This is a genomic window from Pseudaminobacter soli (ex Li et al. 2025), assembly GCF_003012705.1.
Lineage (GTDB): Bacteria > Pseudomonadota > Alphaproteobacteria > Rhizobiales > Rhizobiaceae > Pseudaminobacter > Pseudaminobacter soli.
Map to the genome: position 1 here is coordinate 37,925 of NZ_PXYL01000006.1, position 14,466 is coordinate 52,390.

Sequence of the window (14,466 nt, forward strand, 5' to 3'; positions counted from 1 at the left end):
ACCCGTTATTCTACCGCTTACGAGCCATCGTTCCCATGACCTTTACTGGATTTCTCGCCTATGCCGGCGCGCTGGCTGTTGCCGCCGCCATTCCCGGTCCGGGGTTGACCGCACTGATTGCGCGGGCGCTCGGTTCGGGCTTTCGCTCGTCTTTGGCCATGTCGCTCGGCCTCGTCGTCGGCGATCTCACCTATCTGACGGCGACCGTGCTGGGGCTTGCGCTGGTGGCGCAGGCCTTCGGCGAGGTGTTTCTGGTCATCAAGTGGCTGGGCGTCGCCTATCTTGCCTATCTCGCCTGGACCTTCTGGCGCAGCGGCATCACGCCCGAGAACATCGAGGCGCGACGCGGCAAGGGCGGCCTGTTCGCAGCCTTCCTGTCGGGGCTCACAGTCACGCTGGGCAATCCAAAGACGATGATCTTCTATCTCGCGCTGACGCCGACGCTGGTCGACCTGCGCACCATCACACTCTTCGACTATGCGGTTCTCGCCGGCGTCACGGTGACGGTGCTGCTTCTCGTGCTCGTGCCCTATCTTGCGCTGGCGGCCAAGGCGCGCTGGCTGCTCAAGACGCCGCGCGCACTGAAGGCACTGAACCGCACGGCGGCCGCCTTCATGGCAGGCGCTGCGGCAGCGATTGCGGCGCGCTGAGTCGTCGGTTCTCGGTAGAAAATTCTATTTATAATATCGTATTGAGAACAAAATTCTGAAACGGCGGGCATTTCTGTATGCCCGCCGCTCGGTTTTTCCGGCAAGCGCCCTATGCTTAGGACATGATCCCGAGAAGCCGCAGGTTTCTCGGACATGATCATGCGTCCTTCAGGCAATCCGATTGGAGCAGCAATAATGAACAAGCCCGCTCTCGACACGCGCGCGCCCGGCCGCGGCCGCATCTACGGCTCGATCACCGAGACGATCGGCGACACGCCCCTGGTCCGGCTCGACAAGTTCGCGAAGGAGAAGGGCATTGTGGCCAATCTCATCGCCAAGCTCGAATTCTTCAACCCGATCGCCAGCGTCAAGGACCGCATCGGCGTGGCCATGATCGAGGCGCTGGAGGCGGAGGGCAAGATCACCCCCGGCAAGACCACGCTGATCGAGCCGACCTCGGGCAATACCGGCATTGCGCTCGCCTTCACCGCTGCTGCCAAGGGCTATCGCCTCATCCTCACCATGCCCGAGACCATGTCGATCGAGCGCCGCAAGATGCTGGCGCTGCTCGGCGCTGAACTGGTGCTGACCGAGGGCGCCAAGGGCATGAAGGGCGCCATCGCCAAGGCCGACGAACTGGCCGCTTCCATTCCCGATGCCGTCATTCCGCAGCAGTTCGAAAACCCGGCCAACCCGGAAATCCATCGCCAGACGACGGCGGAGGAGATCTGGAACGACACAAGGGGCGAGGTCGATATCCTGGTTTCCGGCATCGGCACCGGCGGCACCATCACCGGCGTCGGCCAGGTGCTGAAGCAGCGCAAGCCCGACGTGAAGGTCGTGGCCGTCGAGCCGGATGCCTCGCCGGTGCTGTCCGGCGGCCAGCCCGGTCCGCACAAGATCCAGGGGCTCGGAGCGGGCTTTGCGCCGAAGATTCTCGACACCTCGATCTATGACGAGATCGTGCGCGTCACCAACGAGGATGCCATTGCCACTTCGCGGCTGCTGGCCCAGCTCGAAGGCGTGCCGGTCGGCATTTCCTCGGGCGCGGCTCTGCATGCGGCGAGCGTTGTCGGCGCGCGGCCCGAAAACGCCGGCAAGAACCTCGTCGTGGTCATTCCCGACTTTGCCGAGCGCTACCTGTCGACGGCGCTGTTCGAGGGGCTGGGCGGTTAATACCCTCCGCTGGATCGCCGAAAAAACCGGTGTGGCAAGACGCTCGCCCGGTTGAGCGGCAGAGCATTTGTTGTCAAATCTCCCCAACCGGCGATCGGCCGGTGGGGAGGATTTCATGTACAGACTTTATACGCGTCCCGGTAGCGGCGGTTTCGTCGCCGAAGCGGCGTTCGCGCTCGCCAACGTGCCCTATGAGCGGGTCAATGTCGCCAAGTCGGAGGCGGGCGATCCGCAGTTCCTGAAGGTCAGCCCGCTCGGCCAGGTGCCGGCTCTGGCGCTGCCCGAAGGCGGCACGATGACCGAATCCGCGGCCATCTGCATCCTGCTTGGCGAGCGCCACCCCGAAGCTGGCCTGGCGCCTGGTTTGGGTGAAGAAGCGCGTGCCGACTTCCTGCGCTGGATGGCGTTCATGTCGTCCACGCTCTATCCCGCCATCCTGCGTCGCTACTATGCGCCGCGCTACACCGCCGACCCCGACGGCAAGGCCGCCGTGGAGGCCGCCGCCGTGGCCGAGATCGACCGTGGCCTTGGCATCGTCGAGGGCGAGCTCGAGGGCCGCGACTGGCTGGTGGGCAACCGCCTGTCGCTGGCCGACGTCTATCTGCTGATGCTCTATTGCTGGCACCCCGAGCAGGGGAGGGCCCGCGAGGCCTGGCCGAATATCGAGCGGGTCTGCGCCGCGTTGCGGCAGCACCCGGTGATCGAAGAGCTGAACGGCGCCCACGAAATGTGGTGAGGCACGACGCTGCGGCGGCAGGCAGGCCTGCCGCCATCACGCCTCAAGCGTCGCCAGCTTGGCCTGCAGGAATCGCCTCATCGCCGGGTCGGGTTCGAGACCGATGGCGCGGTGACAGGCGGCAGCGGCGGCGGCCCGGTCGCCGAGGCGCTCCAGAACTTCCGCGCGAGCGGCCCAGTAGGGCTGATATTCGGCAAGCCGCGGGTCGTCCGCGACCTGATCGAGCATGCGCAGTGCCTCGTCCGCCCGTCCGGCAAGTGCGGCCGCCACGGCGTGGTTGACCGCGACCACCGGTGAGTGGGTGAGGGCGCCGAGCGCCGCATAGAGACTGGCGATTGCCGTCCAGTCGGTGGCGCCGAGATCGAGGCGCGCCGCATGCGCCGATTGGATCGCCGCTTCCAGCTGGTAGCGGCCGACCTTGCCCATGCCGGCGGCCTTGCCGAGAAGCGTTTCGGCCTCGGCGATCATGGCAGTGTCCCATAGAGCGATGTCCTGTTCGGCCAGCGGCACGAAATCGCCGCAAGGGCTGCGCCGGGCATGGCGGCGCGAATCCGCAAACAGCATCAGCGCCAGAAGGCCCAGCGCCTCCGGCTCCTGCGGCATCAGCGAAACTACAAGCCGGCCGAGCCAGATGGCTTCGTCGGCAAGGCCCCGGCGACGGCTTTCCGAGCCGTTGGGGTCGGTCCAGCCCTCGGCATAGGCGGCATAGATCGCTTCGAGCACTGCATCGAGCCGCCCGTCGAGCTCCTCGCGCTCGGGCACGCGAAACGGGATCCCGGCCTGGCGGATACGGCTTTTGGCGCGGACCAGCCGTTGGCCCATTGTGGCCGGCGGCACGAGGAAAGCGGAGGCGATGGTCGCGGCATCGAGGCCGAGGATGGTCTGCAGCATCAGCGGCGCGCGCATGCCGGCATCGATGGCCGGATGCGCGCAGGTGAACATCAGGCGCAGCCGCTCGTCCGGCAGTCCCTCGTTTGCATCCTTCGCCTCGATCTCCTCGGCCATCAGGCGCAGATGGTCCTCGGCCGCAATGCCGGTCTGGCGTCGGCGCATCTGGTCGATGCTGCGCCTGCGCGCCACGGTCAGCAGCCAGGCCTCGGGCCTTGCCGGCACGCCTTCCACCTGCCAGCGCTCAAGTGCTGCGGCAAAGGCGTCGGCCAGGGCATCCTCCGCCCCCGCCACATCGCGGGTGCGCGCGGCGAGGAAGGCAATGAGCTTGCCGTAGCTGTGGCGGGCGGCGGCTTCGGCTGCCGCCCGCGCAATGGCCAGTGTGTCGGCCATCAGCTTGCCCGCATCTCCCACAGCGGCCGCACCTCGATCGTGCCGTTCTCGGCGCCGGGGCAGCGTGCCGCCCAGCCGATGGCCGCGTCGAGATCCGGCGCCTCGATCATGTAGTAGCCAGCGAGCTGTTCGCGGGTTTCAGCATAGGGGCCTTCCAGCACCTCGGTCTTGCCCGATCTGCTGCGCACCGTGGTGGCATAGGCGGTCGGCTGAAGGGGCTCGCCACCAAGCAGAATGCCGGCGTCCCGCATGGCATTGGTGTAGGCGATATAGGCGGGGCTGACGTCTTTCACCTTGTCCGGGTTTCCCTGGACGGCGGCTTCGTTCGCATAGATCAGCAGCATGTAGCGCATGAGTATCTCCTCAACATTCCGACACGCCTCATCGCGTGCCGGACGTATGTCGCGCGGCATCGCTTGTTTTCGACAATCGGTCGAGAAAATCTTCGGCCGGCCGCGCGACTTCGGCAAGAGCCGGCCGCGCGTCAGTCTTGGGAGGAGTGCGAAGGAGGTAGTCGGAAATGCTGGGCTCGCCGCCGTGATGGCGCAAGCGAGGTCTCAGCCGCGACCGATAGCGGCCGGGCATGCGTGCCCACGAGCGCGGCCAACGGCCCGCTCGTGGCGGTCAGGGCCTGCGATGGGCGTTGTCACTGAAAGGAAGGCCGCGCGTTAAGCGCGGTGGCGTGATTCTTAGGCGTAGCAGTGCCGCGACGACGCTCGCAGGCCGGGCCGGGGCCGCGCATATAGTGGCGTTCCGGACGGTAGGTCGGAGCGATGAATTCGCGCAGCGCGATCGCGTAGGTGGTGATGCGATTCAACAGTGTCATTGTCGTCAAAGTCCCGGTCCGTCGGAAAGCCCCTTCCGCATGTGGACCATCATAGAGTTCGGTCGTGAATAGTCGGTGAACGCGTTGTTAATCTTCGCCTGAAAAAGCCGCGAATCATGGCGGAAAAGCGGAACTTTCGGGGTCTTTCTCCGGCGACGCAGACCATAGGCGCCGACTGTGACGGGAATGTCACGGAAATAGCGGCAAAACAAAGGCTCGCGGGGTGCAAGCCACCGGCGAATCCGGTGGAACAGTGCTGTCGCCGCGCGATCAGCCAAAAAAAGTCTTTTCGAAAGCGCGGCGGCCGGTGGGCGAGAACACCACCGCGCGGCTGTTCGCCTCGCGCCGCGCCCATCTTTCGGCGACGATCTTGTCGAAGATCGCAGCACCCAGCGAGCCGGCCAGATGCGAGCGCCGCACGCTCCAGTCCAGGCAGGCGCGGCAGAGCGGCCGGCGTGACTTCTTCAACGTATCCGGCTCGATGCCGATGGCGCGGAAGAAGGAGGGGCCGACCTCGCCCATGGCAATCCGATCGCCGTCGCGCGTCAGTATGTTGCGAGCCAGAAAACCGTCGAGCATCGCCACCGCCTGGTCGCCGGCCAGATGGTCGTAGCAGATGCGCGCCTCGCGCATGGTGGCGTCGCGCGGGCCGGGGCGCACGCGCTGCGGCCCAGCCGCCTCCGCCACGCCCATGATCGATTCCAGCATCGAGGCCACCTGCGCATTGGCGAGGCCATAGTAGCGGTGGCGACCCTGCGCGGCGAGCGACAGCAGGCCGCCCTCCATCAGCTTGGACAGGTGCGAGCTCGCCGTTTGCACGGTCACGCCCGCTTCCAGCGCCAGCTCGCTTGCCGTCAGCGCGCCGCCGTCCATCAGCGCCGTCAGCATGTTGGCGCGGGCGGGGTCGCCCACGAGGTTCGCTATGCGCGCTATGTCGGGTCCGTTTCGCATAGTTCGATGCTAATCGAAGCATTCTTGTCCGGCAAGGGCTACTCTCCCCTGCATGACAACCGAGAAAGACATTTTTGAAACCACCCGGGCGGCCAATGCCGGCGACACTTTGCGGTCGGCGCTGATCGCACTCGGCAACTGGTACGACCGCTGGCAGCAGCGGGAGCATCTTGCCGATCTGGACGACCACATCTTGCGCGACATCGGCATTTCTCCCCGCGAGGTCGAACGCGAATGCGCCAAGCCGTTCTGGCGGCGCTGAGCCAGCCTGACACGAAATCCCGGCCGATGTTTCGATGTGGATCGAAGCGTCGCCGGCACTGGAAACAAGGAGACGATCATGACCATCACCTGCTTCATCCGCTACGAGATCGAGCCGACCGGTAAGGCGGATTTCGAGCACTATGCACGCAACTGGGGGCAGGCGATCCCGCGCTGCGGCGCCGACCTGATCGGCTATTTCGCCCCGCATGAAGGCTCGGCCACCACGGCCTATGCCGCCTACAACATCGACAGCCTCGCCGCCTACGAAGCCTATCGGGCGCGGCTGGCTGCCGACCCGCTCGGCCGCGAGAATTTTGTCTTTGCGCAGGAGAAAAAGTTCATCCGCCGCGAGGACCGCATTTTTCTGAAATGCGTGTCGCTGCCGCATGCGCCGCTGGTGCGGCCATGATCGCCGTCATCTTCGAGGTCACGCCGGCCGAGGACCGGCGTGATGCCTATCTCGGTCTTGCGGCCGATCTGCGCCCCCTGCTCGACGACGTCGATGGATTTCTCTCCATCGAGCGGTTCCAGAGCCTGTCGGACTCCGCGCGGCTGTTGTCGCTCTCCTTCTGGCGCGACGAGCAGGCGGTCACGGCATGGCGCAACACCCAAGAGCATCGGCAGACGCAAAAGGCAGGCCGCGGCGGCGTGCTCGCCGCCTACAGGCTGCGCGTCGCCCACGTCCTGCGCGACTATGGCATGGACGACCGCGAGGCGGCGCCGGCGGACAGCCGTGCCATGCACGGCTGAACCGCCCTCGATCTGTTAGGAGCTGCCGATCAGCACACCGGCCGCGAGCACCAGCGCGCCGCCCAGCACCACCTGGAAGGTGGCGCGCATCCAGGGCGTTTCCATGTAGCGGTTCTGGATGAAGACGATCGCCCAAAGTTCGAAGAACACAATGATGGCGGCGACGGTGGTGGCGGTCCAGAAGTCGCGGATCAGGTAGGGTAGGGTATGCCCCAGCCCGCCCAGCGTCGTCATGATGCCGCAGGCAAGTCCGCGGATCAGTGGCGAGCCGCGCCCCGAGATCTTGCCGTCGTCATGCGCCGCTTCCGTGAAGCCCATGGAGATGCCGGCGCCCACAGAGGCCGAAAGGCCGACCAGGAAGGTCTGCCATGTGTCCTGGGTGGCGAAGGCGGCGGCGAAGATCGGCGCCAGCGTCGAAACAGAGCCGTCCATCAGCCCGGCAAGGCCCGGCTGCACCATGGTGAGGATGAACTGTTTGCGCTCGGTGGCCTCCTCCTCGGCGCGCACGTCGTCGGTCAGGTGCTTGTGGCCGAGCCGCGCGGCCAGCGATTCATGCGTCTTTTCTGCGGCGGCAAGATCGCCTAGCAGCTTGCGCGTCGAGGCATCCGACGTGCGCTTGGCCGCTTCGATGTAGAAGCGGTAGGCCTGCTCCTCCATCTGCTCGGCCATGGCGCGCACCTTGTCGAGGCCGAGCGGGCGCACCAGCCAGTCGGGCTTGCGCTCGTAGTAGCCGCGCACATGCTCGCGCCGGATGAGCGGAATGCGGTCGCCGAAGCGCTTGCGGTGCAATTCGATCAGCGCCGCACGGTGGCTGTCTTCCTCTTCGGCCATTTCCTCGAACACCTTGGCCGATTCCGGGTACTGTTCGGCAAGACCGTCGGCATAGGCGCGGAAGATGCGGGCGTCGTCCTCTTCCGAGGAAATCGCCAGGGCCAGGATTTCCTGTTCCGACAGGGAATCGAATGAGCGCCGGCCAAGGCCCAGAACACGGGAAAGCATGAGTAGAATCCACTAGTTTAGAATAATTCTAAACTATGCCGTGGCCGTTATGAGGTCAATGGGCATGCTGTCGCAATGTGGCAGGAAAGAATGTGGAGGTCGGGTCTTTTTATAGGCTTATCTTCACCTATATAGGCGAAACTGTACCTATAGAGGAAAGCTGGTCCGATGCATACCAAGCCACAGCCTTTCGACCCCAAATCCGTGCTCGAACTCATCACCAGCATTGAAACCGACCTGCAGCGCCTCCGGGGCATGCTTCAGCCGCCGGCGCAGAAATTCGATCCGGCCGACCCGCGCAACAAGACCACCGACGGCAAGCTGACGATCGAGGGCGTCGAGTGCTGCTACCGCATGTTCGACGAGGGCAAGAGCCGCTATTCGGTGTCGCAGGCGATGAAGATTTCCTTCGCCGCAGCCACCCACCGCCTCAACTCCTGGCGCAAGGCCGGCGGCAAGAAGCGCCAGCGCGTGCTGCTGGGCTGATACTGATCCATGGTTTGACAGGCTGTTTCAGTGCGTCCTTCGAGGCTCGCCCTCTGGGCGAGCACCTCAGGATGAGGGAGGCATGCGCCCACACCCTCATCCTGAGGTGCGACCCTGAGCTTGTCGAAGGGGAGGACCCCCCACCGGCGTCACTTCACGAGATCGGCCGGCTGGCCGTTGCCGGAGAGGATCTGTGCGGCGCCGGCGACGACATTGCGAAATGCATCGTCATAGCCGACACCGCGCGCATGCCACCCGTAGGTTTTCGTTCCCGCGGCGAGGCGCCAGTCGGCCACCCAGCCCAGCGCCTTGTCGCTCCAGGTGAGCGTTCCGACAACCGCCATGTCGCCGTCTGCGATGCTGGCGATGCCAGCAAGCTCGGTCTTGGGCAGCGTGCCCGCATCCAGCCCCGCAGCCGAAAGTGCGGCCTGCCCAGGCAGGATGAAGGGAAGGGCGAGACGATCGGACGCCGCAGCCAGCGAGCCGCGCATATCCTCGTCCTGACTGCCGACGCTGTCGGTCGTCAGCGTAAAAACCCTGCCTTTCATGTCGCTGACGACGAGCATCAGCGCGACACGCGGGCGCGGCGCCGGCCAAGGCTTGCTGCCGAGCGAGCCGAGCAGCGCGTCGATCTTCTGCCGGTCGAAATCGCAAGTCAGGTCATGGGGCCTGTCGTAGCTGCCCTGCTCGTCATGCAGCGGCCTGCCACTGAGCCGGTCGCGATAACCGAAGCCCGTTACAAATGTGCCCGCCAGTCCTGTCAGCCGGTTCACCCGGTCGTTGTCTGCAAGGCGCGGGTCGCCCGAGACCTTGACCAGCACATCCTTGAGGCAGAGCGCAAAGCCCAGCGCCTGGCGTTCCTCGCCTTGTCCGCTAACGACCGCGGTCGCACGGTAAAGCGTGTCGTTGTCGTCCGCCGCCGCCGGGCGGCAGGAGAGCAGCGCGGCCACAAGCAAAGCCGCGAGCATGCAAGCGGATTTCGAATGGAGACGCATCTGGTCTGGATCCCCCGGGCCGGTTTGCCGGAACCCTAAAGCATGATCCCGAAAAGTTGCAGACTTTTCGGACAGGCGCAAAGCCGGCTCAGTCCAGCGTGCGCCGGAACCGCAGCAGCGCCATTGCCGCAAACAGGACCACGAAGAGGACGAGTGCGGCGACCTCGCCGGCGATCGCCTGGAAGTCGGCACCCTTCAGCATCACGCCGCGCACGATGCGCAGAAAATGCGTCAGCGGGAATATTTCGCCCAGATACTGCGCCCAGTCCGGCATCCCGCGATAGGGGAACATGAAGCCGGACAACATGATCGACGGCAGGAAGAAGAAGAAGGTCAGCTGCATGGCCTGCATCTGCGTGCGCGAGGCGGTCGAGATCGAGTAGCCGAGCAGCACTAGCGACAGCACGAAGATCAGCACGCTCGACATCAAAAGCGTCAGCGAGCCGATGAACGGCACGCCGAACAAAAGCTTGGCCGCCACCAGCACTACCACCATCTGCACCGCCCCGACCACCAGATAGGGCAGCACCTTGCCCAGCATGATCTCGGAGGGCGTCGCCGGCATCGCCAGAAGGTTCTCCATGGTGCCGCGCTCGGTCTCGCGCGTCAGCGCCATGGCCGTCATCATCACCATGGTCATCTGCAGGATGACACCCAGCAGGCCGGGCACGATGTTGTATTGCGAGATGCCTTCGGGATTGTAGCGCCGGTGCACCACCACCTGCAGCTGGCTTCTGGCGTCGCTGGCCGCCTGCATCTGCATGCCTTGCGCGCGCAGCAGCGCCTGGCTCGCCACGGTGCTCAGCGTCGAAATCGCGCCGGAAGCCACGGAGGGATCGGTGGCGTCGGCCTCGATCAGGATTTGCGGGTTGTTGCCGCTGTCGACCCGCCGCTGGAAATCGGAAGGAATGGTGACGACGAAGGACACCGTGCCGTTGGCAATCAGCGCCTCGGCCTCGGCGGCGCTGTGCACGATATGGTCGAAGCGGTAGTAGCCGGTCGTCTCCAGCGCCGACACCATGGCGCGGGTGTAGGGATCGTTGCTCAGCGTCACCAGCGCCGATGGCAGCTGCTTGGGGTCGTTGTTGATGGCAAATCCGAACAGCATCAGCTGCATCAGGGGAACGACCAGCATCATCGCGAAGGTGACGCGGTCGCGCCGCATCTGGATGAATTCCTTCATCAGCATGGCGCCGAGGCGGCCCAGGGAGAACAGGCCGTTCATTTCATGTTGTCCTTCGCGCCGGCCATGAACTGGATGAACACGTCCTCGAGGCTGGTTTCGCCGGCCTGCACCTCGATGTCCTTGCGGTGCCTGATGCTCTCCAGCGCGGTCTCCAGCGTGCCACGGTCGGAGCCGACGACATGGAGCGTCGCGCCGAAGGGCGCCACCTGGTCGACGCCGGGCAGGCCTTCGAGCACGCGCGCCACTTCGCTCAGATGCGGGCCGGTCACCACGAAGGTGGTCAGCCCCGCGCGGGCGATCACCTCGTCTACCGTGCCGGTGGCCAGAAGCTTGCCGTAGGAGATGTAGCTGATGCGGTGGCAGCGCTCGGCCTCGTCCATGTAGTGGGTCGAGACCAGCACCGTCAGCCCGTCATCGGCGAGGCGATGGATCTCGTCCCAGAACTCGCGCCGCGCCTTGGGGTCGACGCCGGCGGTGGGCTCGTCGAGCAGCAGCAGTTTTGGCTTGTGCATGATGCAGGCGGCCAGTGCCAGCCGCTGCTTCCAGCCGCCGGAAAGCGTGCCCGCCAGCTGGTTGCCACGCGAGGTCAGGCCGAGCTCTTCCAGCGTGCGGCCGACATGCTCCTTGACCGGCTTCAGCCGATAGAGCCGGGCGACGAATTCGAGGTTTTCGGCAATGGTCAGGTCTTCGTAGAAGGAGAAGCGCTGCGTCATGTAGCCGACTTCGCGCTTGATCTTCAGGCCCTCGGTGCGGAGGTCGTAGCCCAGCACCTGGCCTTCGCCCTCGTCGGGGGTCAGAAGCCCGCACATCATGCGGATGGTCGTGGTCTTGCCCGAACCGTTCGGCCCGAGGAATCCGACGATCTCGCCCCTGGCCACGCTCATGCTGACATGGTCGACAGCCGTTGCGCTGCCGAAGCGCTTGACCAGGCCCTTGACGTCGATGGCGTTCATCGCGCGCGGCCTTCCGAGAGGTGCCGGCGCGCAATAAGCGCAATGCGGTTCGACAAGGTGGCGTTCGACATGGCCGGCAAGTCCTTCGGCCTTACTCGCTCGTCAGATCGACATCGACGATCTGGCCCGGCTGCAGCGGCGAATTGGGATCGACCGGGTGCGCCTCGACCAGATAGACCAGCTTCTGGCGGGTCTCGAGCGAGTAGATGACGGGCGGCGTGAATTCCGGGTCGGGCGAGACATAGCTCACCCGCGCCTTGATGCCCGGGGCGCAGCCATCGCAGCGGACGTTGAGCAGCGAGCCCACCGTCACCGCCGAGAAGCTCTCCTGCGGGATGTAGACCTTCAGCTTGACCGCGCCGTCCGGCAGCATGGTGATGATGGGCGCGGAAGGCCCGGCGACGTCGCCGGGGTTGCGGATGATGTCGGTCACGCGGCCCGGCGCCGGAGCTTCGATCGTGCGTTTGGAAAGGCGCCAGCGTGCCTGGTCGAGCACCGTTTGCGCAACCTTGACGGCGTTCTCTGCGGCCTTGATCGCCTCGGAGCGGGCGGGCAGGCGGCCGACCGCCAGATTGGCCTCGCTCTGGCCGATTGCTGCTTGCGAGACCTCGACCTGGGTCGTCGAGTCATCGAGCTGTGCCTGGGTAGCGAAACCCTGCTTGTTGAGGTCGCGCGTGCGGTTGAAGGTGCGCTGCGCCTCCGCCGCCTGGGCCTTGGCCGTACGCACGGAAGCTTCCAGCACCGCGATTTCTTCCGGCCGGCGGCCGACCAGCAGGTCGGCGAGTTGCGCGTGCGCCTGGGCAAGCGAGGCTTCCGCCTGCGCCACCATGTTCTTGGCGTCGGTGTCCTCTGTCAGCGCGATCGGCTTACCTGGCTCGACGCGGTCGCCGCGCGCCACCGCGATGGAGCGCACCTGCGTCACTTCGATCGGTGCCAGCTGGACGAAGTCGCCTTCCACATAGCCCACCGCCAGCGGCTGGGTACCACAGGCGGTCAGCAGCGAGGCGACGAATGGAATAGTGCAGAGCAGGCTCATTGACTGTGTGACTTTCGGAAGGCGAGTATGGCATCGAGGTTGCGCCCGGCGATTGCCGCGACCGCGTCGGCCTCGGCCGATCCGATCGCGGCCCAGCCCATTCGGCGCTTGACCGCCTCCTGGCCGATGCGGAAGTAGATGACCTGGCCGATGATGGTGAAGACGGTGAGCTTGGTGCTGTCGCTCTCGGCCGGCTCGCCGGTGGCGGCTTCCCAGATGGCGCAGAGCCGCCGATGCAGCGGCTCGAACACACCGCCATAGATGCGGTCCAGCGCGGCGGTGGGGTGAGCCAGCTCGCGCAGCATGAATTGCACGATCTCTCCGGCCTCCGGCCGCGCGACGATGAAATGGACCATGCGGTCGAGCGCCGCGTGAAGCTGGCGCTGTGCGGCTTCCGCTGTATCAGCCGGCTCACTAATCGGCGCGAAATCCCCCAGCGCCTGGTTGGCGATGCCCTGGATGGTTTCGACGATGTAGTCGGCCGCGCCGAGGCGCAGGCCTTCCTTGCCGCCGAAATGGTAGGCGATGGAGCCGATATTGGCCTTGGCGAGCGCTGCGATCTCGCGCGTCGAGGTGCCGTCGAAGCCCTTGGCGCCGAACAATTGCAGCGCCGCATGCACGAGCGCTATGCGCGTCTGATCGCCGGCCGCCGTCTTGTTTTCGGGCGCAATTTTCATGAACGAAGTTTTAATCAATTGATTGATTAACGTCAATGATCTTGTCGCATCGGCCTCCCTGCCTTTATTCTTGGGACATGGCCAAAGAGATCGAGCGTAAGTTTCTTGTAGCGAGTGAAGATTGGCGCGAAGCCGTCGTCGAGGTGCTGCCGATGCAGCAGTTCTACCTTGCCACCGCGCCTGACCGTTCCGTGCGCGTGCGCATCCGCGAAGACACGGCAATCCTGACCATGAAGTTCGGCGTCCAGGATCGGGTGCGGGACGAATTCGAATATCCGATCCCGATGGCCGACGCCGAGGAGATGCGGGCCTACGCCATTGGCCGTGTGATTAAAAAGGTCCGCCACAAGGTCCGCCACCGCAACCATATCTACGAGGTGGACGTTTTCGGAGGTGACTATTCGGGACTGGTGATCGCCGAGTTGGAAACGCCCGACGATGTGCCGGACGCTGACCTGCCCGCCTGGTTGGGGCGGGAGGTTACCGGCGAAGTCGCTTACTACAACGCCTCGATGGCGCTGCGGGAGCGACCTGGAGACATGCTTTGAACTACTGCATCGATCCGCATTCGCCGCTTACCGCCGAGGTGAGGCGCATCGCCTCCGAGGAAGTCGACGCGGCGCTGGAGGATCTCACGGCCGCCCGCACCGAGCCCGAAGTCAGGCTGCATGAGTGCCGAAAACACCTCAAGCGATTGCGGGCCCTGTATCGATTGGTGCGCAGCGCCGATCAGGGCTTTTTCCGTGCCGAAAATGCTCGCTTTCGCGATGTAGCCCATTCGCTCGCGGGCGGCCGGGAGGCGACGGCGCTGATCGAGACGGTGGATCGCCTTGCCAAGGAATTTCCCGAGGAGGCATGCTCGGGCGAGCTTGCGGGGGTGCGCAAGGCGCTGGTTTCGCGTCGCGACGCGCTGCTGCATCCCGACACGGGATTGCATATCGACATCGAGGTCGCGATCGCCAGCTGCCAGCGCGGCCGCGCGGCGCTCGCTTTCTTCAAGCTGCCGGACAAGCCGCAGGGCTCGGCGGACCTGCTGGCCAAGGGCGCGAAAAAGGCCATGCGCAAGGCAGGCAAGGCGCTGGCGGCGGCAAGCAAGAATGGCACCGAGGAGAACTTCCACGAACTGCGCAAGGCCGTGAAGGCCCATTGGATGCAAATGATGCTCCTGACCGATTTCTGGCCGCCCCCGGTCAAGCCGCGGCGCAAGGAGATCGATCTTCTGGGCGAGCATCTGGGCGAGCTCAACGACCTGGCCGTGATGCGCAGGGTGCTCGTCGAGGAAAGCGCAAAGCTCGGTAGCCGCAAGGAGATTGCGCTACTGGAACGCCTCATCAAGCGCTCGGAAAAACGCCTGCGCAAACAGTCGCTGGTCGAAGCGGCCGATCTTTTCGAGGACAAGCCCGGCAAGGCCACGCGCAAGCTGGCAAAGAACTACAAGACCGAGGCGAAGGCCGAAAAGAAATCCGACGAACTCGTCGAAAGTTGAGTGGCGGGGCCGTG

At 65.1% G+C, this 14,466-nt stretch carries 19 protein-coding genes; 9 read left to right on the plus strand and 10 right to left on the minus strand.

Annotation, left to right across the window (positions count from 1 at the left end):
• Positions 1–35 precede the first annotated feature (35 nt).
• The 3 genes from C7I85_RS13465 (at position 36) to C7I85_RS13475 (ending at position 2,562) form a co-directional block, all read left to right on the plus strand.
• Entirely contained in the window at positions 36–650 is a 615-nt protein-coding gene (locus C7I85_RS13465; RefSeq protein ID WP_106724516.1) for a LysE family translocator, read from the plus strand.
• Positions 651–845: 195 nt separating this feature from the next.
• On the plus strand, positions 846–1,826 hold the full coding sequence (gene cysK, locus C7I85_RS13470) for a cysteine synthase A (protein ID WP_106724517.1): 981 nt from the start codon (positions 846–848) through the stop codon (positions 1,824–1,826).
• Positions 1,827–1,941: 115 nt separating this feature from the next.
• Positions 1,942–2,562 carry a glutathione S-transferase family protein gene (locus tag C7I85_RS13475; RefSeq protein ID WP_106724518.1) on the plus strand — a complete coding sequence of 207 codons (621 nt, stop codon included), beginning with the start codon at positions 1,942–1,944 and terminating at the stop codon, positions 2,560–2,562.
• 36 nt (positions 2,563–2,598) lie between these two features.
• Here C7I85_RS13475 and C7I85_RS13480 read toward each other — a convergent pair whose 3' ends face one another.
• From C7I85_RS13480 to C7I85_RS13495, 4 genes are all read right to left on the minus strand, one after another.
• A complete protein-coding gene (locus C7I85_RS13480) occupies positions 2,599–3,843 on the minus strand; it encodes an RNA polymerase sigma factor (protein WP_106724519.1) in 1,245 nt (414 codons plus the stop codon).
• Entirely contained in the window at positions 3,843–4,196 is a 354-nt protein-coding gene (locus C7I85_RS13485; RefSeq protein ID WP_106724520.1) for a YciI family protein, read from the minus strand. Before C7I85_RS13485 ends, C7I85_RS13480 begins: the two co-directional genes overlap by 1 nt.
• A gap of 293 nt (positions 4,197–4,489) precedes the next feature.
• Positions 4,490–4,669, minus strand: coding sequence for a hypothetical protein (locus tag C7I85_RS13490; protein ID WP_106724521.1), 180 nt, complete (start codon positions 4,667–4,669; stop codon positions 4,490–4,492).
• Between the two features lie 270 nt (positions 4,670–4,939).
• Positions 4,940–5,620: an ArsR/SmtB family transcription factor gene (locus tag C7I85_RS13495; RefSeq protein ID WP_106724522.1), complete on the minus strand. Its 681-nt coding sequence runs from the start codon at positions 5,618–5,620 to the stop codon at positions 4,940–4,942.
• 52 nt (positions 5,621–5,672) lie between these two features.
• Here C7I85_RS13495 and C7I85_RS13500 point away from each other — a divergent pair, with 52 nt between their 5' ends.
• The 3 genes from C7I85_RS13500 to C7I85_RS13510 all read left to right on the plus strand — a co-directional run bounded on the left by C7I85_RS13500 (position 5,673) and on the right by C7I85_RS13510 (position 6,634).
• Complete coding sequence (locus C7I85_RS13500; protein ID WP_106724523.1) at positions 5,673–5,882, plus strand: DUF1127 domain-containing protein; 210 nt, start codon at positions 5,673–5,675, stop codon at positions 5,880–5,882.
• A gap of 78 nt (positions 5,883–5,960) precedes the next feature.
• Entirely contained in the window at positions 5,961–6,293 is a 333-nt protein-coding gene (locus C7I85_RS13505; protein ID WP_106724756.1) for an NIPSNAP family protein, read from the plus strand.
• Positions 6,290–6,634 carry an antibiotic biosynthesis monooxygenase family protein gene (locus C7I85_RS13510; protein WP_106724524.1) on the plus strand — a complete coding sequence of 115 codons (345 nt, stop codon included), beginning with the start codon at positions 6,290–6,292 and terminating at the stop codon, positions 6,632–6,634. Before C7I85_RS13505 ends, C7I85_RS13510 begins: the two co-directional genes overlap by 4 nt.
• 15 nt (positions 6,635–6,649) lie before the next feature.
• Here C7I85_RS13510 and mbfA read toward each other — a convergent pair whose 3' ends face one another.
• Positions 6,650–7,633, minus strand: a complete 984-nt coding sequence (mbfA, locus tag C7I85_RS13515) for an iron exporter MbfA (RefSeq protein WP_106724525.1) — start codon at positions 7,631–7,633, stop codon at positions 6,650–6,652.
• Positions 7,634–7,801: 168 nt separating this feature from the next.
• On the opposite strand from mbfA, the gene C7I85_RS13520 reads away from it, so the two are divergent.
• Positions 7,802–8,119, plus strand: a complete 318-nt coding sequence (locus C7I85_RS13520) for a hypothetical protein (protein ID WP_106724526.1) — start codon at positions 7,802–7,804, stop codon at positions 8,117–8,119.
• Between the two features lie 149 nt (positions 8,120–8,268).
• Here C7I85_RS13520 and C7I85_RS13525 read toward each other — a convergent pair whose 3' ends face one another.
• The 5 genes from C7I85_RS13525 to C7I85_RS13545 form a co-directional block, all read right to left on the minus strand.
• A complete protein-coding gene (locus C7I85_RS13525) occupies positions 8,269–9,087 on the minus strand; it encodes a DUF2066 domain-containing protein (RefSeq protein WP_181257176.1) in 819 nt (272 codons plus the stop codon).
• Between the two features lie 115 nt (positions 9,088–9,202).
• Positions 9,203–10,339, minus strand: a complete 1,137-nt coding sequence (locus tag C7I85_RS13530; protein WP_106724528.1) for an ABC transporter permease — start codon at positions 10,337–10,339, stop codon at positions 9,203–9,205.
• The gene (locus tag C7I85_RS13535) at positions 10,336–11,253 is read right to left on the minus strand and encodes an ABC transporter ATP-binding protein (RefSeq protein WP_106724529.1); all 918 of its coding nucleotides are present in this window, start codon (positions 11,251–11,253) and stop codon (positions 10,336–10,338) included. Before C7I85_RS13535 ends, C7I85_RS13530 begins: the two co-directional genes overlap by 4 nt.
• A 91-nt stretch (positions 11,254–11,344) precedes the next feature.
• Positions 11,345–12,289: an HlyD family secretion protein gene (locus tag C7I85_RS13540; protein WP_106724530.1), complete on the minus strand. Its 945-nt coding sequence runs from the start codon at positions 12,287–12,289 to the stop codon at positions 11,345–11,347.
• Complete coding sequence (locus C7I85_RS13545; RefSeq protein ID WP_106724531.1) at positions 12,286–12,966, minus strand: DUF1956 domain-containing protein; 681 nt, start codon at positions 12,964–12,966, stop codon at positions 12,286–12,288. Before C7I85_RS13545 ends, C7I85_RS13540 begins: the two co-directional genes overlap by 4 nt.
• 77 nt (positions 12,967–13,043) lie before the next feature.
• Here C7I85_RS13545 and C7I85_RS13550 point away from each other — a divergent pair, with 77 nt between their 5' ends.
• Both C7I85_RS13550 and C7I85_RS13555 read left to right on the plus strand, forming a co-directional pair.
• A complete protein-coding gene (locus tag C7I85_RS13550) occupies positions 13,044–13,514 on the plus strand; it encodes a CYTH domain-containing protein (protein WP_106724757.1) in 471 nt (156 codons plus the stop codon).
• The gene (locus C7I85_RS13555; RefSeq protein ID WP_106724532.1) at positions 13,511–14,452 is read left to right on the plus strand and encodes a CHAD domain-containing protein; all 942 of its coding nucleotides are present in this window, start codon (positions 13,511–13,513) and stop codon (positions 14,450–14,452) included. The genes C7I85_RS13550 and C7I85_RS13555 overlap by 4 nt, the downstream gene beginning before the upstream one ends.
• The last annotated feature ends 14 nt before the right edge of the window (positions 14,453–14,466 follow it).